The organism is Streptomyces sp. NPDC052225 (genome assembly GCF_040679615.1).
Lineage (GTDB): Bacteria > Actinomycetota > Actinomycetes > Streptomycetales > Streptomycetaceae > Streptomyces.
This window is the reverse complement of the sequence record NZ_JBFAVD010000024.1, coordinates 93,133-113,854: the sequence shown is the minus strand read 5'-3', so window position 1 is coordinate 113,854 and position 20,722 is coordinate 93,133. Positions and strand designations below refer to the sequence as shown.

Genomic DNA, 20,722 nt, shown 5'->3' with positions numbered 1-20,722 from the left:
CGTACCGGACGCGCTTGGGCCTGCGCCCGGTGCGCCGGGAGCGGGTGCGAGGCGTCGCGAGACGGGCGGGGGTTTGACGACAGGCCCTGGCGGCCTATCGTTCTTCGTTGAGCTTCGGACAAACAGCCAGGAACGGCTGGGAACGGCGGCGAAGGGGATGACCGGGGTGGAGCAGGCCAGACCGCGCACGGCGGCTTTCGGGGTGCCCGAGCAGCGGTCCGCCACGACGTGGGCCGCCGCGGCGCCGCCGCCCGTCGAGCGCAGCCGGGGCGACCACACCCACAGTGAGCCGCCCGCACCGGCCGTCGCCGTGCGCGGGACGGTGGAGCGGCCGTCCGTGCGCGGGCAGGTCCTCGACGCGCTGCGCGCCGCGCTCGTCTCCGGCGATCTGGCGCCCGGCGAGGTGTACTCGGCGCCCGCGCTCGGCGAGCGGCTCGGCGTCTCGGCCACGCCCGTGCGCGAGGCGATGCAGGAGCTGGCCCGGGAGGGCGCCGTCGAGGTCGTGCCGAACCGGGGCTTCCGGGTGACCGAGCGGACGGCGCGCGAGCGTGCCGAGCTGGCCGAGGTGCGGGCGCTCATCGAGGCGCCGGTGGTGTTGCGGCTCGCCCGTACGGTGGGGGCTCCGCGGTGGCGGGAGTTGCGGCCGGCCGCGCTGGAGACGGTCGCGGCGGCGTCCTCCGGGGATCTCGCGCGGTACGCCGAGGCGGACCGGGCGTTCCATCGGGCCGTGTTGTCGTTGGGCGGGAACGAGCAACTGGTGCGGGTCGCTGACGACTTGCGGCGGCGGATCGTGTGGGCCGGGTGTGATCTTTCGCGGGACGCGGCGGAGCATGTCGCTCTGCTGGACGCGCTGGAGGCCGAGGATCCGGGGGCGGTCGGGGTCGTGGTGCGGGAGCACTTCGGGGGTTGAGTGTCTGCCCCGCTCGGGTTGTGTTGCCGGGTGAGGGTTTCGATGTGGCTGGGCGCGCAGTTCCCCGCGCCCCTGACCGGGCGCTACCCTCCCCGTCCGAAAAAGTCACGCCGCCGCCGGCAGCGCTCCCGCCAGCCACGTCGGGACTCCGCCCAGGAGGCGGAAGAGGCGGGCCGCTTCCGCTCGGAGGCGGGCCTTTGTCTCCGGTTCGGGTTCGGCTTCCGCCAGGGAGACCAGGGCCGGGGCCGTGCCCACCAGGTAGCCGAGTTCCTCCCGCAGGCGGAGGGACTCCGCGAAGCCGTGCCGGGCCTCCGCCAACTCGCCCTCGCGCAGGGCCAGTCCGGCCAGATGGCGCCAGGTGAAGGAGAGCAGCAGGATGTCTCCGTGGGCGGTGGCGCCCGCGTGGGCCCTGCGGTACGCGGCGCGCGCCGCCTGTGGGGAGTCCGCCAGGTTCTCCGCCATCAGGCCGCGCCGGAAGTCCAGGATCGCCCGGCCCGCCGCGCCCGGCGCGATCAGGGCAGCCGCCCGGCCGAACGCCGAACGGGCCTCGTCGACCCGGTCCCGTACCTTCAACAACGTGGCGGCGTAAGCGAGTTGGCCCCGCTCGCAGGCCGCCGCGCCCCGCTCGTCGTCGGTGTGGGCGAGGGCCTCGGCGGCGCGCAGCGCGTCCTCCGCCTCGGGCCAGCCCTGCTCCGTGTACAGGCACCGCTCGACGAGCAGCGCCGCCCGCTGGAGGGCGGCGCCCGGGTCCGTCGCCGCGTGGTGGTCGAGGAGTGCTGCCGCGTCGACCCAGCAGCCGCGTGAGCGCAGCCGCCATACCGCGGTCTGGAGTGGATCGTCCCCTGCGTTCGTTCCGGAACCAGACATGGCGGTATGCGCCACGTTGCCCTCCCCGAGCACGCCGTCGAGCCGAGTTGCTGTGGGGCATCTCAGCACGGATCACCGGGCCCGGCCAAGGGGGTGGGTGAAAGATTTCACAAAGGGATGGGGTTCCGGCCGCGGGCCGGAGCGGGTAACGGGTCAGCTCATGCGCAGGGCCAGGAAGAAGTCCAACTTGTCCTCCAGGCGCGAGAGATCACGGTTCGTCAGCTGTTCGATGCGGCCGACGCGGTAGCGCAGCGTGTTGACGTGGAGGTGGAGCCGCGACGCGCAGCGGGTCCACGAGCCGTCGCAGTCGAGGAACGCCTCCAGCGTCGGGATCAGCTCCGCGCGGTGCTTGCGGTCGTAGTCGCGCAGCGGGTCCAGGAGGCGGGCCGTGAACGCGCGGCGCACGTCGTCCGGGACGAAGGGGAGCAGCAGGACGTGCGACGCCAGTTCCTGGTGCCCTGCCGCGCAGACCAGGCCCGTGCGGGCGGCCGCCACCCGGCGGGCGTGCCGGGCCTCCTCCAGGGCGCCGCGCAGCCCCTCCGCCGAGTGCACGGCCGCGCTCACGCCGATCGTCAGGCGCCCGTCGTCCGCGAGCCCCGCCGAGAGCGGGTTCCGCACGGTCTCCAGGAGCGTGTCCGCGATCAGGCCCTGCTCCGAGCCGTCGTGCTCGGACGAGACCGCCGGGAGCGGGACGAGGGCGATCGCCTCGTCGCCGGTGTGCGCCACCGCGATCCGGTCGGACGGCTCGGGGCCCGACGACAGCGGGTCGACGAGGATCTCCTCCAGGAGCGACTGGGCGACCGGGCCGCCCTCGATGTCCCCGCCCTCCCACTCGACGCGGGCCACGACGACCTGCCAGTGCGGGGCCGCGCCCAGGCCGGGGAGCAGCACCGGGGCCGCCACCCGCAGGCGCGCGGCGATCTCCGCCGGGGCCGCGCCCGTCTGGACCAGTTCGAGGACCTCCTGGGCGAGCCTGCGCCGTACCGTACGGGCCGCGTCACGGCGGTCGCGCTCGACCGAGATCAGCTGGGTGACGCCCTGGAGCAGGTCGAGCCGCTCCTCGGGCCAGTCGCCGGCGTCCGCCTCGACGGCGAGCAGCCAGTCGGCGAGGACCGTCTCGCGCACGTCACGGGAGGCGGGCACCGGGCCCCGGCCGCCGGAGCGGATCGGGAACAGCGAGTACGTCGTGCCCTCGACCGTGACGCGGTGCGGGGCGCGGCGGCCGCCGCGGGTCGCCGACAGGTGCTCCGCGGCGAGACGGGCGCACACCTGCGGGGACAGCTCGGCGCCGCCCGTGTGCGAGCCCGCGATGGCGCGGCCCGCGGGGGAGAGCACCCAGGCCCGCAGGTCCAGGTCGCTGCCGAGCAGGTCGAGGACCACCTCGGGGCCGCCGCCCGCGGGGCCCGACGTCATCAGGCGCCGGTGCCGGTCCACGACGGCGGCCAGGTCACCGGCGCGCTCGCCGGAGACCTGGCGTACGACGTGCTCGGTGATGGTCGCGAACGCCACCGACTCGCTCACCGCGAACAGCGGAAGACGGTGCCGGGCGCAGGCCTCCACCAGGTCGTCGGGGATGGCGCCCATCTCGGCCTCACCGGCCGCGAGGGCGGTCGCCCCGGCCGTCGACAGGATCCGTACGAACGGCTCGGAGTCGGCGGCGTCCCGGCGCCAGGCCAGGCCCGTCAGGACGAGCTCGCCGCCCGACATGTAGCGACTCGGGTCCCGCAGGTCCGTCGTCATCACGCCACGGACCGTACGGTCCAGCTCGTCCTCGCCGCCGAGGAGCCTGAGGCCCAGCGCGTCCGTGTCCAGCAATGCGCGCAGCCGCATGTCGTGGTCGCCGCCGATCTGTCTCGAAAATGTGCGTCGTACGTGGCCAGGGACCTGTGGCCCCGGTTTCTGGTGGAAGACGGTGAGGTTTCTGATGCCGTCTGTTCATACGAATCTACAAGACACCCCCCTCGGCCAGCCAACTCCTTCATGGTTTCCGTGACTGACACAGGTGGAGCACAGGGCGGTGTACTGGCCCCACTCCACGTGAACACCACATGAACGAGCCCCCGTGATCCGCACATTGCGTGGCTCGATCGCTTCGAACGAACCACGAAACGACGTAGAAGAGAGCCGCTCATGGACTTCCTTCGCCCCGCCAGCTGGGAGGAGGCGCTCGCCGCCAAGGCCGAGCACCCCACAGCTGTGCCGATCGCGGGTGGCACCGACGTCATGGTCGAGATCAACTTCGACCACCGGCGTCCCGAGTACCTCCTGGACCTCAACCGCATCAGCGAGCTGAGCGAGTGGGAGGTGGGCGAGGAGACCGTCCGGCTCGGTGCCTCCGTCCCTTACGCCAAGATCATGGAACATCTGCGGGCCGAGCTGCCGGGCCTGGCGCTCGCCTCGCACACCGTGGCCTCGCCGCAGATCCGCAACCGCGGCGGCGTCGGGGGCAACCTCGGCACCGCCTCGCCGGCCGGTGACGCGCACCCCGCGCTGCTCGCCGCCGACTGCGAGGTCGAGGTCGAGTCCGTCCGCGGCTCGCGCCGCATCCCGATCGACGCGTTCTACACCGGCGTGAAGCGCAACGCGCTGGCCCCCGACGAGCTGATCCGCGCCGTGCACATCGACAAGGCCGACGGACCGCAGCAGTACTCCAAGGTCGGCACGCGCAACGCCATGGTGATCGCCGTGTGCGCCTTCGGGCTCGCGGTGCACCCCGGGACGCGCACCGTGCGCACGGGCATCGGCTCCGCCGCCCCGACGCCGATCCGCGCCAAGGAGGCCGAGCAGTTCCTCAACGCCGCGCTGGAAGAGGGCGGGTTCTGGGACAACGGCAAGATCATCACCCCGTCGGTCGCCAAGCAGTTCGCGGACCTGTGCTCCGCCGCCTGCAACCCCATCGACGACGTACGGGGCACGGCCTCGTACCGGCGCCACGCGGTCGGCATCATGGCCCGCCGCACGCTCACCTGGGCCTGGGAGTCGTACCGCGGCAGCGCCGCCAGCACGGAGGGAGTCGCGTAATGCGCGTCAATTTCACGGTCAACGGCCGCAAGCAGGAAGCCGACGACGTGTGGGAGGGCGAGTCCCTGCTGTACGTGCTGCGCGAGCGCATGGGCCTGCCCGGCTCGAAGAACGCGTGCGAGCAGGGCGAGTGCGGCTCGTGCACCGTCCGCCTCGACGGCGTACCGGTGTGCGCGTGTCTGGTCGCCGCCGGACAGGTCGAGGGCCGCGAGGTCGTCACCGTCGAGGGCCTCGCCGACTTCGCGACCAAGCGGTCCTGCGGCTCCCACGAGGGCGGCGCCTGCGGTACGTCGCTCCAGGAGGCCCAGGGCTGGTCCGCCCAGGGCACCGACTCGCAGACCGGCGAGGGCACCGAACTCGCCCCGATCCAGCAGGCGTTCATCGACGCCGGTGCCGTCCAGTGCGGCTTCTGCACCCCGGGCCTGCTCGTCGCCGCCGACGAGATGCTGGAGCGCAACCCGAACCCGTCGGACGCCGACATCCGCGAGGCGCTCTCCGGCAACCTGTGCCGCTGCACGGGCTACGAGAAGATCATGGACGCGGTCCGGCTCGCCGCCGCGCGCCAGTCCGAGCCTGAAGGGGTCTGAGGTCATGGCCGACACACGCACCACCGGTATCCCCTTCAACGTCACCCAGGGCGCCCCGACCAAGGGCGGCATCGGCGAGTCCACGCTCCGCCCCGACGGCACCCTCAAGGTCACCGGCGAGTTCGCGTACTCGTCCGACATGTGGCACGAGGACATGCTGTGGGGCCAGATCCTGCGCTCCCCGGTCGCGCACGCCGAGATCCTCTCCATCGACACGGGTGAGGCGCTCGCGACTCCGGGTGTCTACGCGGTCCTCACCCACGACGACCTGCCGACCGACGTCAAGCACTACGGTCTGGAGATCCAGGACACCCCGGTCCTCGCGACCGGCAAGGTCCGCCACCACGGCGAGCCCGTCGCCCTGGTCGCCGCCGACCACCCGGAGACCGCGCGCCGCGCCGCCGCCAAGATCAAGGTCGAGTACCGCGAGCTGCCCGTCATCACCGACGAGGCCTCCGCCACCGCGCCGGACGCGATCCTCGTCCACGAGAACCGCGACGACCACCACATCGGCCACGTCCCGCACCCGAACATCGTGCACCGCCAGCCCATCGTGCGCGGCGACGCCGACGAGGCCGCCAAGCGGGCCGACTTCATCGTCAAGGGCGAGTACACCTTCGGCATGCAGGACCAGGCCTTCCTCGGCCCCGAGTCCGGTCTCGCCGTGCCGGCCGAGGACGGCGGCGTCGACCTGTACGTCGCCACCCAGTGGCTGCACTCCGACCTCAAGCAGATCGCCCCGGTGCTCGGCCTGCCCGAGGACAAGGTGCGCATGACGCTGGCCGGCGTCGGCGGCGCGTTCGGCGGCCGCGAGGACCTGTCGATGCAGATCCACGCCTGCCTGCTGGCGCTCCGCACCGGCAAGCCGGTCAAGATCGTCTACAACCGGTTCGAGTCCTTCTTCGGCCACGTCCACCGCCACCCCGCCAAGCTCACGTACGAGCACGGGGCGACCAAGGACGGCAAGATCACGCACATGAAGTGCCGGATCGTGCTCGACGGCGGCGCCTACGCGTCGGCGTCCCCGGCCGTTGTCGGCAACGCGTCGTCGCTGAGCGTCGGCCCGTACGTCATCGACGACGTCGACATCGAGGCCATCGCGCTCTACTCCAACAACCCGCCCTGCGGCGCCATGCGCGGCTTCGGCGCGGTCCAGGCGTGCTTCGCCTACGAGGCCCAGATGGACAAGCTCGCCGACGCGGTGGGCATGGACCGGGTCGCGTTCCGCCAGCTCAACGCCATGGAGCAGGGCACGATCATGCCGACGGGGCAGCCGGTCGACTCGCCGGCCCCGGTCGCCGAACTGCTGCGCCGCGTCAAGGCGATGCCGCTGCCGCCCGAGCGCCAGTGGGAGTCCAGCGAGGGCTCCGACGTCCGCGCCCTGCCCGGCGGCCTGTCCAACACCACGCACGGCGAGGGCGTCGTCCGCGGCGTCGGCTACGCGGTCGGCATCAAGAACGTCGGCTTCTCCGAGGGCTTCGACGACTACTCCACCGCCAAGGTGCGCATGGAGGTCATCAACGGCGAGGCCGTCGCCACCGTGCACACCGCGATGGCGGAGGTCGGCCAGGGCGGCATCACCGTCCACGCGCAGATCGCCCGTACCGAGCTCGGCGTCTCCCAGGTGACCATCCACCCCGCCGACACCCAGGTCGGCTCGGCCGGCTCCACGTCCGCGTCGCGTCAGACGTACGTGACCGGCGGCGCCGTCAAGAACGCGTGCGAGCTGGTCCGCGAGAAGGTCCTGGAGATCGGGCGCCGCAAGATGGGCACCTACCACCCGGCGTGGGCCACCGCCGAACTCCTCCTGGAGGGCGGCAAGGTCGTCACCGACGGCGGCGAGGTCCTCGCCGACCTCGTCGACGTACTGGAGGACGAGGCGGTCGAGATCGAGGAGGAGTGGCGCCACCGGCCCACCGAGGCCTTCGATCTGCGCACCGGCCAGGGCAACGGCCACGTGCAGTACTCGTTCGCCGCGCACCGCGCCGTCGTCGAGGTCGACACCGAACTCGGCCTGGTCAAGGTCATCGAACTGGCCTGCGCCCAGGACGTCGGCAAGGCGCTCAACCCGCTCTCCGTGATCGGCCAGATCCAGGGCGGCACGCTCCAGGGCATGGGCGTCGCCGTGATGGAGGAGATCGTCGTCGACCCCGTGACGGCGAAGGTCAGGAACCCCTCCTTCACCGACTACCTGCTCCCCACGATCCTCGACACACCGACCATCCCGGTCGACGTGCTCGAACTCGCCGACGAGCACGCCCCGTACGGGCTGCGCGGCATCGGCGAAGCACCCACCCTGTCGTCCACCCCGGCCGTCCTCGCGGCGATCCGGAACGCGACGGGCCTCGAGCTCAACCGGACTCCCGTCCGGCCCGAGCACCTGACGGGCACGGCTTCGGCCTGACCGTCCCGCGGGGGCCGGCGCTCACGCCGGCCCCCGGTCATCCTCTACGCCTCGGGCCGTCCCCCGGGTCGTGCAGCCATCCCAAATCCCGCATGCCGTAGGGCATTTGGCGGGTGCCCCTGTGAACCTTGGGAAACGAGGCACCATGACCCAGCAGTCCGTGGAGCCGAAGACCACCGCAGAGGACGCGGGCTCCGGCTCGCGTGTCCCCGCCGGCCGGTCTTGGCTCGACCGCTACTTCCACATATCCGACCGGGGATCCTCCGTCGCACGCGAAGTGCGCGGCGGCGTCACGACCTTCATGGCCATGGCGTACATCCTCCTGCTCAACCCCCTGATCCTGTCCGGCAAGGACGCCGCCGGTGACACCATGGGCCAGAAGGCCCTGATCACCGCGACCGCCTTCGCCGCCGCGTTCACCACGCTCCTGATGGGCTTCGTCGGCAAGGTCCCGCTCGCCCTTGCTGCCGGCCTCTCCGTCTCCGGTGTGATCTCCTCGCAGGTCGCCCCCCAGATGACCTGGCCGCAGGCCATGGGCATGTGCGTGATGTACGGCGTCGTGATCATGCTGCTCGTCGTCACCGGGCTGCGCGAGATGATCATGAACGCGATCCCGCTGGCGCTCAAGCACGGCATCACCATGGGCATCGGCCTGTTCATCGCCCTGATCGGCCTCTACAAGTCCGGCTTCGTCCAGGTCGGCAAGGCCACCCCGCTCACGCTCGGCGCCACCGGCGAACTCTCCGGCTGGCCCGTCCTGCTCTTCGCGGGCACGCTCCTGCTCATCTTCATGCTCCAGGCGCGCAACACCCCCGGCGCGATCCTGATCGGCATCATCACCGGCACCGTCGTCGCGATGATCCTGAACGCGCTCGACGTGATCGACCCCAAGCAATGGGCCAACGGCGCACCGGAGTTGCACGGCAGCGCGGTCTCCACGCCCGACTTCTCGCTCTTCGGGGACGTCGAGTTCGGCGGCTGGGGCGAGGTCGGCGCGATGACCGTCGGCATGATCGTCTTCACTCTGGTCCTGGCCGGCTTCTTCGACGCGATGGCCACCATCATCGGCGTCGGTACGGAGGCGGGGCTCGCCGACGACAAGGGCCGCATGCCGGGCCTGTCCAAGGCGCTGTTCATCGACGGCGCGGGCGGTGCGATCGGCGGCGTCGCCGGCGGCTCCGGCCAGACCGTGTTCGTCGAGTCGGCCACCGGCGTCGGCGAGGGCGCCCGCACGGGCCTCGCGTCCGCCGTCACCGGGCTGTTCTTCGCGGCCTGCCTGTTCTTCACACCGGTCACCGCGATCGTCCCGCAGGAGGTCGCGTCCGCCGCCCTCGTCGTCATCGGCGCGATGATGATGATGAACGCCCGGCACGTCGACTGGGCCGACCGCGCCACCGCGATCCCGGTCTTCCTGACCGTGGTCCTGATGCCGTTCACGTACACCATCACCACCGGTGTCGCCGCGGGCGTCATCTCCTGGGTCGCCATCAAGATCGCCCAGGGCAAGGCGCGGGAGATCGGGGCCTTCATGTGGGGGCTCGCCCTGATCTTCCTCGTGTACTTCGCTCTCAACCCGATCGAGAGCTGGCTCGGCGTCCACTGACGCCCGTCAACTCTCATACGTCACTGCTGAGGAGACCGAGACATGCTGGACATCGCCGAAGAGCTGCACCGGTGGGTCGGGCAGGGCCGCGACTTCGCCGTGGCCACCGTGGTGGCCGTCGGCGGCAGCGCGCCCCGGCAGCCGGGCGCGGCGCTCGCCGTCGACAGCGAGGGCACCGCGATCGGCTCGGTCTCCGGCGGGTGCGTGGAGGGGGCGGTGTACGAACTGTGCCGACAGGCGCTCGAAGACGGCGTGACCGTGCTCGAGCGCTTCGGCTACAGCGACGACGACGCCTTCGCGGTGGGTCTCACCTGCGGCGGCATCATCGACATCCTGGTCACGCCGGTACGCGCCGAGGACCGGGCCGTACGGGACGTGCTCGCGGCAGCGCTGTCCGCCGCCTCCTCGGGGGAGGCGGCGGCGCTCGCCCGCGTCGTGTCCGGACCCGCCGAACTCGTCGGCCGCGCGCTCCTGGTGCGCCCCGACGGTTCGTACGAGGGCGGGTTCGGCGCCCACCCCGAGCTGGACCGCACCGTGGTGGGGGAGGCGACGGCGTATCTCGACGCGGGACGCACCGCCACCCTGGAGATGGGTGAGCAGGGCTCGCGATGCGGAGCACCGCTCACGCTGCTGATCGAGTCCTCGGTGCCCGCGCCCCGGATGATCGTGTTCGGCGCGATCGACTTCGCGTCCGCGCTCGTCCGCATGGGCAAGTTCCTCGGCTACCACGTCACCGTGTGCGACGCGCGCCCCGTCTTCGCGACGGCCGCCCGCTTCCCCGAAGCCGACGAGATCGTCATCGAGTGGCCCCACAAGTACCTGGAGCGCACGGAGGTCGACGGCCGCACCGTGCTCTGCGTCCTCACCCACGACGCCAAGTTCGACGTCCCGCTCCTCCAGCACGCGCTGCGCCTCCCGGTCGCCTACGTGGGAGCCATGGGCTCGCGCCGCACCCACCTCGACCGCAACGAGCGCCTTCGCGAGGTCGGCGTCACCGACCTCGAACTGGCCCGGTTGCGCTCCCCGATCGGCCTCGACCTCGGGGCCCGTACGCCGGAGGAAGTGGCCGTGTCCATCGCCTCCGAGATCGTGGCGAACCGGCGCGGCGGCAGCGGCGTCTCGCTGACCGGCGCGCACACGCCGATCCACCGCGAGGCCGGGGTCACCCGGCGGATCGGGTCGGTGGCCTAGCTCATCTTCGGCGGCGCGTAGGCGAGTTGGAGCTCGGCGGCGCCCTCGCGGGTGACGAGTGTGCCGCGGCCCGGCGGGCGGTGCGCGGCGCGGGTCCTGCCGAGCAGGGTGCCCTCGTTGGGGTCGCCGGACAGGATGATGCCCGGCTGGCCCAGCTCCTGCATGCGCTGGAAGAAGGGCTCGAACAGAGCGCGGCTCACCCCGGCCGTGGTGCGCGTCACGACTATGCGCAGACCGACGTCCCTGGCGTACGGCAGCGCCTCGATGAACTGGCCCAGCTCCTGGCCGGCCTGCGGAGCCACCAAGTCGTAGTCGTCGATGAGCAGATGGAGCGCGGGGCCTGTGTACCAACTGCGGCTCCGCAGCTGCTCCGGCGTCACGTCCGGTCCCTCCATGCGGAGCTGGACGGTCTTGTGCAGCGTCGCCATCGCGTGCCGCAGCTCCGAGGGTGACGTGCAGTACGCGGCGACATGCGAGTCCGGCAGCTCGCCGAGGAGGGAGCGCCGGGGGTCCGCCACAATGATCGTGGCCTGCTCCGGCGTGTACTTCGCCGCGATCGAGTGCGCGAGGAACCGCAGCAGCGACGACTTGCCCGACCCCGCCTCGCCCAGCACGACGAGCAGCGGGTCCTGGGCGAGGTCGAGGAGCACCGGCGACAGGGTCGTACCGTCGAGGCCGATGGCCAGGGTGTGGGGAGGCGTGTCCGCCGGGGCCGGCAGCTGAGCCGGGTCGAGCACCGCCGGCAGCATCCGGACCGGCGGCGCCGCCGGCCGGTCGCCCCACGCCGTGCACACCCGGTCGGCGAGCGCGGCGGTGGCCGCCGGGAGCGAGGCGGCCGCGTCGTCCCCGAGCCGGGGGAGCCCGGCGAGGAACGCGCGCCCGTCGCCCGCGATGCCGTGCCCCGGGCGGCCCGTCGGGACGTTCCTGGCGCTCTTGCGGTCGATCTCCGAGTCCAGCGGGTCGCCGAGACGCAGCTCGACACGGGGACCGACGTGCTCGCGCAGATTGAAACGGACGTCCATGTACCGGTTGGCCGTGAGCACCAGATGGACGCCGAACCGGTGGCCGCGCTGTGCGATGTCGTGGATCGCCTGCTCCAGGTCCTCGTAGTCGGCGCGGAGCGTGGCGTATCCGTCGATGACGAGGAAGACGTCGCTCCACCGCTCCTCGGCCCCGCTCCGCTCGCCGAGCCCGTCCCGGTACTCGGCGATCGAGGCGACACCGCGCCGCCGGCACTCGCGCTCCCGCCACGCGAGGATCTCCACGATCTCGGTCACGGTGCGCCGCACGAGCTCCGCGTCGAGCCGATCGGTGACCTGCCCGACGTGCGGCAGCCCGGCCAGGCTCGTCAACTGGCCGCCGCCGAAGTCGAGTACGTAGAACCGCGCCTCCTGCGGGGTGTGCGTCAGGGCGAACGCCGTGACGAGGGTGCACACCAGTGTCGACTTGCCGGACTGCGGACCGCCGACGAACAGGGCGTGCGGCTTGTCCCCCGAGAAGTCGAGCAGGGCGAGCGCGCGCCGCTGCTGCTCCGGTACGTCCAAGAGCCCGACGGGGACGGTCAGCGCGCCCGGCGGCACGGCCGATGCGGAGTGCAGACCCCGCTCCGCGTCGACCGCCGGCGGTGCGAGGAGCTCGTCGAGGGCCGGGGGTTCGTCCAGCGGCGGCAGCCACACCGGGTGGCTCACCGGCCCCTGCCCCGCGAGGTGCGCCACGATCGTGTCCAGGACCGAGGCGTCGGTCGCGCCGTCCTCCTCCGGCGCCGGCGCGGAGGCGTAGGCGGCCTGGAAGCGTACGAGGTCGCCGGTGCCCGTCCGCAGATAGCCGACGCCCGGGTCGAGCGGCACCCGGTTCGCGTCCGCGACGCCGAGGACGGTCCGCGACTCCGCGGTGGTGGCGGTGCGCAGCGCGATCCGGTACGAGAGGAACGTGTCGAGCCCGCGCAGCGTGTTGTCGCCCAAGTGGCGTGCCGCGAGCAGCAGATGGATGCCGACGGACCGTCCGACGCGGCCGAGCGCGATCAGGGTGTCGGCGAACTCCGGTACGGCGGAGGTCAGTTCGGTGAAGTCCTCGAACACGACGAGCAGCGTGGGCAGCGGTTCGAGCGGCGCGCCCTGCTCGCGGGCGCGCTGGTAGTCGTGGCGGGAGGAGAAGTGGCCCGCGTCGAGCAGCAGGGCCGTACGACGCTCGATCTCCCCGGACAGGGCGAGGGCGAGCCGGGTCGTGCCGGGCGCGTCCCCGGGGCCGATCGCGGCGAGTGCGGAGGTGTGCGGCAGCGCGCCCAGGGACCCGAAGGTGCCGGGCGACCCGACGAGGAGGAAGTTCAGGTCCTGCGGCGCGTGCGTCACGGCGAACGACAGGACGAGGGTGCGCAGCAGCTCGGACTTGCCGGAACCCGCGGCGCCCACCAGGAGCCCGTGCGGCCCGGCGCCGCCGAACGCCGCGGCCCTGATGTCGAGCAGCACCGGGGTGCCCGACGCCGTCCGGCCCAGCGGCGCGGTCAGCGGCTGCCCGGCGGGAAGCTGCTGCCACGGCGGGGCGGCGGTCTGCCCTGTCGGCGGGGTGAGCCCGAGCAGCTCCGTGAACGAGACCACGGCCGGCATGGTCCGCTCCGCCACCGGGCCCCGCCGCCAGCTTGCCGAGATCCGCTCCACCGTGGCGTCCAGCGAGCGGCGCGCCGCCTCGGGGCCCGCCACGTCGTCGAGGCGCGGCACGGCCACCCGGAACCTGCGCCGGCGCGAGAGGCCCCAGCCGACGCCCACGCTCGCCGCGAGCACGGGATCGACGAGCGACTCCTGGGCGTTGTCCAGGGCCAGTTCGAGTCGGGTGCCTAGCAGGCCGAGGAGGTCCGGCGACAGGTCGCTCCAGCGGCGGGCGCTCACGCACAGGTGGACGCCGTAGTTGAGGCCGGTGTTGGCGAGCCGGTGCACGTCGTCGGCGAACTCGGGGGTCTCCCAGCAGAAGTCCAGCCAGCCGTCGACGACGAGGAACAGGTCGCTGGTCTCGGCCGAGCCGAGGGCGTCCTGCGCCCGCAGCGCGCGGAACGCCTCGACGGAGTCGATGCCGTGGTCGCGGAAGAGGGCGCGGCGGGAGGCGATGGCGTCCCGCACCGTGGCGAGGGCCGCACGGACCCGGTCCTCCTCGTGCGGCGCGGCGAGAGCGCGCACATGCGGCAGCGACCGCAGCACCCCGAGCCGGTTGACGGCGCCCTCCAGGAGGACGAACTCCGCCTCGCCCGGCGTGTGGGTCAGGGCGAGGGACAGCACGAGGGCGCGCAGCAAAGTGGTCTTGCCGCTGCCGAGCTTGCCGACCACCACCGCGTTGCCCTCGCGGCCCGCGAAGTCGACGCACATCAGGTCGCCGTGCGCCGAATGCTCCAAGCGGCCGATGGGCGCCCGCAGTTGGGCCGAACCCTCCCAGGCGTCGCAGGTGAACCCGCGGTCGGCGGTCTCGATCGGCGGCGGGAGCAGCGCGCCGAGGGCCAGCTCGTGCGTGGCCGCCGCGCGCCCGGCGGGGCCCGCGGCGACGTCCTGCACGGGCGCGTAGGCCAGCGCCACATCGCCTTCGCAGCGGCCGGACTTGGTGGGCGTCTGGTCGGGCCCCGCCTGGTTGCGGACCGCGTCGTGGACGTACGAGTACAGCTCGTCCGGGGTGATCACTCCGTCCCGGTTGAGGTCCGCGAGGCCGGTGCTCAGCCCTTCGATCACGGCGTTGGTGAACCGGGGCGCCGACAGGGCGTTGTCCATCGTCAACTGGTCGCCGTCATAGGCGTATTCCAGCGAGTTGGTGGCCGTGATGACGAAGGTGCCGCGCCCGGTGAGCGCCGACTCCACGTCCACGGGCGCCGGTGACATGGGGACGCCGCGGTGGAAGAGGCCGCTGTAGCAGCAGTCGAGCAGCACGACCTTGGTGCCCGCCTGGCTCTCGTCGAGCCGCCCGTGCAGGAAGTCCGCCCCGACCGCCGTGGACCCGGGGCGGCTGAGGCGGGTGCTGAGGGTCGCGAAGAAGAGGTGGTCGCCGTCGGTGCGGATGCCGTGGCAGGCGAGGTAGAGCAGCACGAAGTCGTCCGGGTCGCGGTCCGCGAGGAGGTCCTCGACGGCGCCCTCCACCTCGTCCTTCGGCCGGTTGATCAGCGCCCGCACCTCGTCGAACCGGCCGATCGCCGGGTCCTGGAGCAGCGAGCGCAGCTCGGCCGCGCCGCGCGCCGGGGCCCGCAGCCGGTTGAGCCCCGGGTCGTTGTAGCCGTCAGTCGCGACCAGCAGTGCGATCCGGCGCCCCGCCATCGGTGTCCCCCGCCTCGTCCGTACCGTCCTGCCCGCCGGCCGCGCCTGCCGCGATCCGGGCCGTCACCGCCGCCATGAAGGCCTTCTGGTCCTCCGCGGACACGGCGGTGAAGGACCCCTTGTTCCCGTCGAACTCCCATTCCACGGAACGGGACTTGGAGCGATCGACGTAGGCGATCACGACGTTGCTGACCGCCTTGATCGTGGCGGCGGAGAACACCCCGCTCAGCACGAGGACGGCGAGATCGTGACCGGCGCCCGCCATGGCCCCGTCCGGCGCGGCCGTCGTCTTGCGCGCGACGCGCAGCGCCCCGAGCCGGCGCAGGTCCTGGAAGAGGGAGCGGACGTGACGCTCCAGCTGCTCGGCGGGCACGCCGTCCCCGACATCGACGCGCAGCTCAAGTTCGGACACGGCCTCGCTCCTTCCGCCGGCGTGCCCGGGGCCGGGCCCGCCGGGGAGATCGTATCCGGCGCGCGCCGCCGCCCGTGAGGCGTGCGGGTCAACAGCCGCCTCGTGCACCGCCCTTGACGCCGCGCGCCCCGGCGCACGACCCTCGTGTGGGAGCGCTCCCGTCCGGCGTGGGAGCGCTCCCGCGCGCCCTGTCGGCAAGACCGGCTCGCCGTGCTCAGCAAGTCCCCCCGGCAAGTCCCCGTGACCGCAAGGACCGAGGAGCGAACCTGTGCGAGGACCTCTCAGACGTGCCCGTACGCAGACCCGTACGCAGACCCGTGGTCGCACCCGTACCCGTGGCCGCGCCGCCCGGCGGGCCTCGACCGGCATAGCGGCGCTGGCCGTCGCGCTGGCCGTGTCGCTCGGCGGCGCCCCGGCCGCCCACGCCGCCGACGATCCGGCCCTGAGCGGACGCGGCCCCCGCCTCTACACCCCCGACCCCAACCCCGATGCCCTGAGCCAGGTCGCCGGCCTCGTCAAGGCCGGGCAGTACCGGGACGCCGCCGGGATCGCGGCCATGGTCGCCACCCCGCAGGCCGTGTGGTTCGGCGACCAGACCCCGGCGCAGGTCGAGAAGCTGACCCGGGACGTCGTCCGGGACGCGGCCCGCGCCGACGCCGTCCCGGCGTTCGCGCTCTACAACGTGCCCGGCCGCGACTGCGCCAACTACTCGGCGGGCGGCGCCGCGAACACCGCCGAGTACCAGGCATGGATCGACGCCGTGGCCCGCGGCATCGGCCGCGGCGACGCGATGGTGGTCCTCGAACCCGACTCCCTCGCGCTGCTGCCCGCCGACTGCGGCCAGGACGACGCCGAGGGCACGAAGACCGCCGCCCGCTACGCCGAAGTGAACTACGCCGTCGACCGGTTGGAGCCGCTGCCGGGCACCCGCGTCTACCTCGACACCGGCCACCCCGGCTGGCACGCGGTGAGCTCGATCGTGCCGCGCCTGATCAAGGGCGGCGTCGCCCGGGCCTCCGGCTTCTTCACCAACGTCTCGAACTACAACACCGACGACGCCAACTCCTGGTACGGCAAGCTGATCTCGTCGTGCCTCGCGTACGTCGACGGCGGCGGCGACGCCGCGCAGTGCCCGCACCAGTCGGCGCCCCGGGCCGAGACACAGGCCTGGATCGACGCGCATGTGCACGTCCCGCCCTCCCGGATGAAGCACTTCGTCACGGACTCCAGCCGCAACGGCCAGGGCCCCTGGGTCCCGCCGGCCGGCAAGTACACCGACCCGCAGGACTGGTGCAACCCGCCGGGCCGCGGCCTCGGTGCCCGGCCGACCCTGCGCACCGGCGACCCCCTCCAGGACGGACGCCTGTGGATCAAGACGCCGGGGGAGTCGGACGGCCTGTGCCTGCGCGGCACGGCGGGGCCCGAGGACCCGGAGCGCGGCACGGTCGACCCGAAGGCGGGGGACTGGTTCCCGCAACAGGCCCTTGAGCTCGTACGGTTGGCCAACCCCCCGTTGTTCTAGAGCAGTTATGTGTTCGGCAGGGTCAGTTCGAAGACGTCCAGGTCGGCCAGCGTCCGCAGGAACTCGGGCGCCTCGAACGCCTCGGCCGGGCTGAACACCCCTGCCTTGGGCGGCCCTTCGCCGCCGGTGAGCCGGAGCACGGCCTCCACGGAGGCCACTGCTCCGGCCCGCCAGATGTCCCGCCCCCGCACATGCGCGTTCCTGCCGCCCCCTTCGGCCCGTACGACCTGAACCGCCACGGTGTACTCGGTACGGGCCCGCTCCTCGGGGCTCGCGTCGGTGCTGCTGAAGATCTGCTCCTCCTCGAACGTCGAGGCGGTGAGCTGTACTTCGACGGCGCGGGCCGGGACGTGCCGGGGCACCGTGACGACCTCCCCGGAGGGGAACGGCACGATCGTCGTGCGCGGGCCGACCGGCGGCGGGAACGGGAACACGGAGTTGCGGATCTCGACGGGCCCGATGCGCTGCGCCCCGTCCGCGTACGAGATCCGGTCGATCTCCCCGATGAGCAGGTTCGCGGTGTTCACCGCGCCCGGCGTCATCCGCCAGCCGGTGACTGCGTAGCCGACCGTCACCTTCTCCACGTCCACAAGGCCCTCGGCCGCCGCCGCGGCGAGCAGGTCGCCGAGGCCGCCGTAGAAGCTCATCTGCGGGATCAGGACGGCGCCGGTCCGCTCCGCCGTGCTCTGGAACGCGTCGAAGAGATGCTTGACCGGGTGCGGCTCGATGGCGTGGTCGACGTACGGGATCCCGGCCTCGGCCGCCGCCGCGGCGACCGGGGCTCCCGTGGTGGTGAAGGGGCCCGCGCAGTGGTTCAGGGCGTCGGCCCTGCGGGCGAGCCTGCGCAGCGCCTCACTGTCGTCGAGGGGTGCCACGTGGACGTGGACGTGGTCGGGGGCGGCGAGTTCGGCGGCCAGGTCCCGCAGGCGCTGTTCGCTGCGCCCGGCCAGGATCACGTCCTGGCCCCGGGCGAGGAGTTCGGCGGTGACGAGGCGCCCGGTGTGTCCCGTGGCGCCGTAGACGGCTATGGCCATGAGCGACTCACTTCCGTTCGGTGGGGTCGAAGGAGCGCGAAGGGTGGTGACCGGAAGGGGACAAGGTACAACTCATCGGCGTACAGGGCGAGTTGTCGGACAGGGCCTGTGGCGGGTGAGGTGACCGTCAACTCCCGTCGCGCAGAAGGCCGTTCACCGCGCGCCCGAACATCCATCGCCCCGCGGCCGCAAGGGCCCGGTCCGTGAACCCCGGAAGGCCGCGCACCCCGATCTCCTCCCGCCACTCCACCCGAGATCCGCCGCCCGGGAGCGTCCGCACCTCGAACTCGGCCCAGCCCGTGACGAATCCGCCGCGCTTCTCCATCCGGCAGCGGTGCGGCGGCTGCCACGCCACGATCTCCATCGTGTCGTCGAAGCCGAGGCGGCTGCCGACGCCGGTGCGCGCCACGAACACCGTGCCCGCGGCCGTCGGTGGCGGTGTGGTCACGGTGACGCGGGTGAGCGGGACGACATCGCCGTGCCGCTCCCACGTGGTGAGCCGGCGCCACGCCTCGGCCACCGAAAGCGGCGTTTCGCGGACGATCCGGATATGGGCGGTCATGGCGCGATTCTAGGAGCCCGTCCCCGCGCCCCGGCTCCCGCCCGGCGGCGTGTCGCCCTGGTGCGCGACAACTTCCCAGCCCCTACGATCAGTTGAACGCAAACGATCATGGCGAGTCCGATCCGCCCCCACAGGTCCCGATCCACAGACCTGCCCCCACAGGACCCGACCCCCACAGGAGCCGACCCTTTCATGACCGCCCCCACCGCCCCGATACCCCTCGACCCCGCGGGCCGCGACCTGCACGCCGAGAACGTCCGGCTGCGCGCGCACGGCGCCGCGGCCCTCGTCGAACTGCCGGGCGGCGTACGCGCCTGGGCCCCCACCCGGTACGACGTCCTCAAGCAGCTCCTCGCCGACGACCGCGTCTCCAAGGACCCCAACCAGCACTGGCCCGCCTGGATCAAGGGCGAGTACCGGGAGACCTGGGTCAACTCGTGGGTGGGCGTGACCAACATGTTCACCGCGTACGGCGCCGACCACCGGCGGCTGCGCAAGCTGATCTCGCCCGCCTTCACCAAGCGCCGCACCGACGCGCTGCGCCCGCGCGTCGAGGAGATCACCGCGCAGCTGCTCGACGCCATGGCCGCGGCCCCCGACGGCCGCGCCGACCTGCGCGCCGCCTTCGCGCACCCGCTGCCCATGATCGTCATCTGCGAACTCTTCGGCCTGCCCGAGGAGCGGCGGGCCGACGTCGCCCGCCTCGTCGCCGGGATCATCGACACCACCCTCACCCCCGAACAGGCCATGGCCGTGTGGCAGGAGGTGCAGCAGCTCCTCGGCGACCTCGTCGCCGCCAAGCGCGCCGCGCCCGGCGACGACCTCACCAGCGTCCTCATCGCCACCCGGGACGACGAAGGCTCGGGCCTGAGCGAGCAGGAGCTGATCGACACCCTGCTCCTCGTCATCGGCGCCGGGCACGAGACGACCGTCAATCTCATCGGCAACGCCGCGCACGCCCTGCTCAGCCATCCGGGCCAGCTCGCCCGTGTCCGCGCCGGCGAGATCCCCTGGAGCGACGTCATCGAGGAGACCCTGCGCTGGGCCCCCTCCATCGCCAACCTCCCGCTGCGCTACGCCGTCGAGGACATCGCCCTGCCCGACGGCACGGTGATCCAGCGCGGCGACGCGATCCTCGCCTCGTACGCCGCGGCGGGCCGCGACCCGCTGCGCCACGGTCCCGACGCCGGCACCTTCGACGCCGCCCGCGTCGACAAGGAACACCTCGCCTTCGGGCACGGCGTCCACTACTGCGTCGGCGCCCCGCTGGCCCGCCTCGAAGCGGCGATCGCGCTGCCCGCCCTCTTCGCCCGCTTCCCCGGACTCGCCCTGGACGAAGGCGCCGTACAGGTCGAGTCGTTCATCGCGTACGGCTACGGGACGCTGCCGGTACGCCTGGCCTGAACCGTGAGGACGACCGTCCGGGCGCTGCCCCCGCGCTCGCCGCTCAGGGCTTGTAGACCGTGCCCGGCTCCGCCTTGCCCGGCGCGAGCAGCTGCGGCACCGTCACGAACACGAAGCCCTTCCGCTTGAGGGCGTCGATGATGCCGGGGACGGCCGGGACGGTGCCCCGGTAGATGTCGTGCAGCAGGATGATGCTGTCCCGCCGCGTCTGCGTCACGGCCCGCTTCCGGATCAGGGCCGAGTCCGTGGTCTCGTAGTCCTTGCAGGTCACGTCCCACAGGATCTGCGCGAGCCCCTCCTCTTTGGCGAGGGCGCTCACGTGGTCGTTCGTGCGGCCCTGCGGCGGGCGCATCAGCGTCGGGCGCTTGCCCGTCAGCCGCTCCACGGCGTCGTCGGTGCGCCGGAGCTCGTCACGGATCCGCGCGTCGTCGATGTCGGTGAGGATCTTGTGGTCCCAGGTGTGGCTCGCGAGTTCGTGCCCCTCGCGAGCCATCCGTTTCACCAGGTCCGGGTGCTTGGCTATGTGGTTCTTTCCGAGCAGGAAGAACGTGGCCGGGACCTTCTCGTCCTTCAGGATGTCGAGCAGCCGGGGGCTGTTCTCGCTCGGGCCCGCGTCGAAGGTGAGCGCGACGCACTTGGCCCGCCGGCAGTCGACCGTGCCGAACGCGCCGGTGGCGCGTGCGCCGCCCCCGGGCTTGGCGTCGACGGCGGCCTTGCGGGCCCCGCTGGGCTTCGTCGTGTCGTACTGCGTACAGGCGCTCGAACCGAGGGAGAGGGCTCCGGCGGTCGCGAGGACGGCGACCGCGCGGAACCCTCTCCGCATTTTCTTCATCTTCACGGATGCGGCAGGCATGCCGTCACTATACATACGGTGTATACACCGGGTTTATAGCCGCCTGACCTGTCGGTTCTCCATCAGGTC

General features: G+C 72.6%; 15 protein-coding genes. 8 read left to right on the top strand and 7 right to left on the bottom strand.

Annotated features, from left to right (window positions below; genetic code table 11):
• Positions 1-157 precede the first annotated feature (157 nt).
• Positions 158-910 carry a GntR family transcriptional regulator gene (locus AB0L37_RS29550; protein WP_365511944.1) on the top strand — a complete coding sequence of 251 codons (753 nt, stop codon included), beginning with the start codon at positions 158-160 and terminating at the stop codon, positions 908-910.
• Positions 911-1,015: 105 nt separating this feature from the next.
• Here AB0L37_RS29550 and AB0L37_RS29545 read toward each other — a convergent pair whose 3' ends face one another.
• Positions 1,016-1,777, bottom strand: coding sequence for a hypothetical protein (locus AB0L37_RS29545; RefSeq protein ID WP_365511941.1), 762 nt, complete (start codon positions 1,775-1,777; stop codon positions 1,016-1,018).
• 153 nt (positions 1,778-1,930) lie between these two features.
• The gene (locus AB0L37_RS29540; RefSeq protein ID WP_365511938.1) at positions 1,931-3,607 is read right to left on the bottom strand and encodes a PucR family transcriptional regulator ligand-binding domain-containing protein; all 1,677 of its coding nucleotides are present in this window, start codon (positions 3,605-3,607) and stop codon (positions 1,931-1,933) included.
• Between the two features lie 300 nt (positions 3,608-3,907).
• Between AB0L37_RS29540 and AB0L37_RS29535 the strand changes: the two genes are divergently transcribed.
• The 5 genes from AB0L37_RS29535 (at position 3,908) to AB0L37_RS29515 (ending at position 10,583) form a co-directional block, all read left to right on the top strand.
• On the top strand, positions 3,908-4,798 hold the full coding sequence (locus tag AB0L37_RS29535) for a xanthine dehydrogenase family protein subunit M (protein ID WP_365511935.1): 891 nt from the start codon (positions 3,908-3,910) through the stop codon (positions 4,796-4,798).
• Positions 4,798-5,385 carry a (2Fe-2S)-binding protein gene (locus AB0L37_RS29530; protein ID WP_365511932.1) on the top strand — a complete coding sequence of 196 codons (588 nt, stop codon included), beginning with the start codon at positions 4,798-4,800 and terminating at the stop codon, positions 5,383-5,385. The genes AB0L37_RS29535 and AB0L37_RS29530 overlap by 1 nt, the downstream gene beginning before the upstream one ends.
• Before the next feature lie 4 nt (positions 5,386-5,389).
• Positions 5,390-7,789, top strand: a complete 2,400-nt coding sequence (locus AB0L37_RS29525; RefSeq protein WP_365511929.1) for a molybdopterin cofactor-binding domain-containing protein — start codon at positions 5,390-5,392, stop codon at positions 7,787-7,789.
• Between the two features lie 145 nt (positions 7,790-7,934).
• On the top strand, positions 7,935-9,392 hold the full coding sequence (locus tag AB0L37_RS29520; RefSeq protein ID WP_365511926.1) for an NCS2 family permease: 1,458 nt from the start codon (positions 7,935-7,937) through the stop codon (positions 9,390-9,392).
• A gap of 42 nt (positions 9,393-9,434) precedes the next feature.
• Entirely contained in the window at positions 9,435-10,583 is a 1,149-nt protein-coding gene (locus tag AB0L37_RS29515; RefSeq protein ID WP_365511923.1) for an XdhC/CoxI family protein, read from the top strand.
• Here AB0L37_RS29515 and eccCb read toward each other — a convergent pair.
• A complete protein-coding gene (gene eccCb, locus AB0L37_RS29510; protein ID WP_365511920.1) occupies positions 10,580-14,866 on the bottom strand; it encodes a type VII secretion protein EccCb in 4,287 nt (1,428 codons plus the stop codon). The two genes, AB0L37_RS29515 and eccCb, sit on opposite strands and share 4 nt — an antisense overlap.
• Positions 14,829-15,278, bottom strand: coding sequence for a hypothetical protein (locus AB0L37_RS29505; protein ID WP_365511917.1), 450 nt, complete (start codon positions 15,276-15,278; stop codon positions 14,829-14,831). Before AB0L37_RS29505 ends, eccCb begins: the two co-directional genes overlap by 38 nt.
• A 268-nt stretch (positions 15,279-15,546) precedes the next feature.
• Between AB0L37_RS29505 and AB0L37_RS29500 the strand changes: the two genes are divergently transcribed.
• The gene (locus AB0L37_RS29500) at positions 15,547-16,800 is read left to right on the top strand and encodes a glycoside hydrolase family 6 protein (protein WP_365511914.1); all 1,254 of its coding nucleotides are present in this window, start codon (positions 15,547-15,549) and stop codon (positions 16,798-16,800) included.
• A gap of 5 nt (positions 16,801-16,805) precedes the next feature.
• Here AB0L37_RS29500 and AB0L37_RS29495 read toward each other — a convergent pair whose 3' ends face one another.
• Positions 16,806-17,834 (bottom strand): saccharopine dehydrogenase NADP-binding domain-containing protein, encoded by a 1,029-nt coding sequence (locus AB0L37_RS29495; protein ID WP_365511911.1) that lies wholly within the window; start codon positions 17,832-17,834, stop codon positions 16,806-16,808.
• A 127-nt stretch (positions 17,835-17,961) separates the two neighbouring features.
• Complete coding sequence (locus AB0L37_RS29490; protein ID WP_365511908.1) at positions 17,962-18,396, bottom strand: SRPBCC family protein; 435 nt, start codon at positions 18,394-18,396, stop codon at positions 17,962-17,964.
• Positions 18,397-18,588: 192 nt separating this feature from the next.
• On the opposite strand from AB0L37_RS29490, the gene AB0L37_RS29485 reads away from it, so the two are divergent.
• Positions 18,589-19,800: a cytochrome P450 gene (locus AB0L37_RS29485; RefSeq protein ID WP_365511905.1), complete on the top strand. Its 1,212-nt coding sequence runs from the start codon at positions 18,589-18,591 to the stop codon at positions 19,798-19,800.
• Positions 19,801-19,843: 43 nt separating this feature from the next.
• On the opposite strand, the gene AB0L37_RS29480 is transcribed toward AB0L37_RS29485, so the two are convergent.
• Positions 19,844-20,632, bottom strand: a complete 789-nt coding sequence (locus tag AB0L37_RS29480; RefSeq protein WP_365512025.1) for a polysaccharide deacetylase family protein — start codon at positions 20,630-20,632, stop codon at positions 19,844-19,846.
• Positions 20,633-20,722 lie beyond the last annotated feature (90 nt).

Coding starts and splice junctions, on each gene's coding strand:
- AB0L37_RS29550 (WP_365511944.1), top strand. CDS start 158: ATGACCGGGGTGGAGCAGGCCAGACCGCGCACGGCGGCTTTCGGGGTG.
- AB0L37_RS29545 (WP_365511941.1), bottom strand. CDS start 1,777: ATGTCTGGTTCCGGAACGAACGCAGGGGACGATCCACTCCAGACCGCG.
- AB0L37_RS29540 (WP_365511938.1), bottom strand. CDS start 3,607: ATGCGGCTGCGCGCATTGCTGGACACGGACGCGCTGGGCCTCAGGCTC.
- AB0L37_RS29535 (WP_365511935.1), top strand. CDS start 3,908: ATGGACTTCCTTCGCCCCGCCAGCTGGGAGGAGGCGCTCGCCGCCAAG.
- AB0L37_RS29530 (WP_365511932.1), top strand. CDS start 4,798: ATGCGCGTCAATTTCACGGTCAACGGCCGCAAGCAGGAAGCCGACGAC.
- AB0L37_RS29525 (WP_365511929.1), top strand. CDS start 5,390: ATGGCCGACACACGCACCACCGGTATCCCCTTCAACGTCACCCAGGGC.
- AB0L37_RS29520 (WP_365511926.1), top strand. CDS start 7,935: ATGACCCAGCAGTCCGTGGAGCCGAAGACCACCGCAGAGGACGCGGGC.
- AB0L37_RS29515 (WP_365511923.1), top strand. CDS start 9,435: ATGCTGGACATCGCCGAAGAGCTGCACCGGTGGGTCGGGCAGGGCCGC.
- eccCb (WP_365511920.1), bottom strand. CDS start 14,866: ATGGCGGGGCGCCGGATCGCACTGCTGGTCGCGACTGACGGCTACAAC.
- AB0L37_RS29495 (WP_365511911.1), bottom strand. CDS start 17,834: ATGGCCATAGCCGTCTACGGCGCCACGGGACACACCGGGCGCCTCGTC.
- AB0L37_RS29490 (WP_365511908.1), bottom strand. CDS start 18,396: ATGACCGCCCATATCCGGATCGTCCGCGAAACGCCGCTTTCGGTGGCC.
- AB0L37_RS29485 (WP_365511905.1), top strand. CDS start 18,589: ATGACCGCCCCCACCGCCCCGATACCCCTCGACCCCGCGGGCCGCGAC.
- AB0L37_RS29480 (WP_365512025.1), bottom strand. CDS start 20,632: ATGAAGAAAATGCGGAGAGGGTTCCGCGCGGTCGCCGTCCTCGCGACC.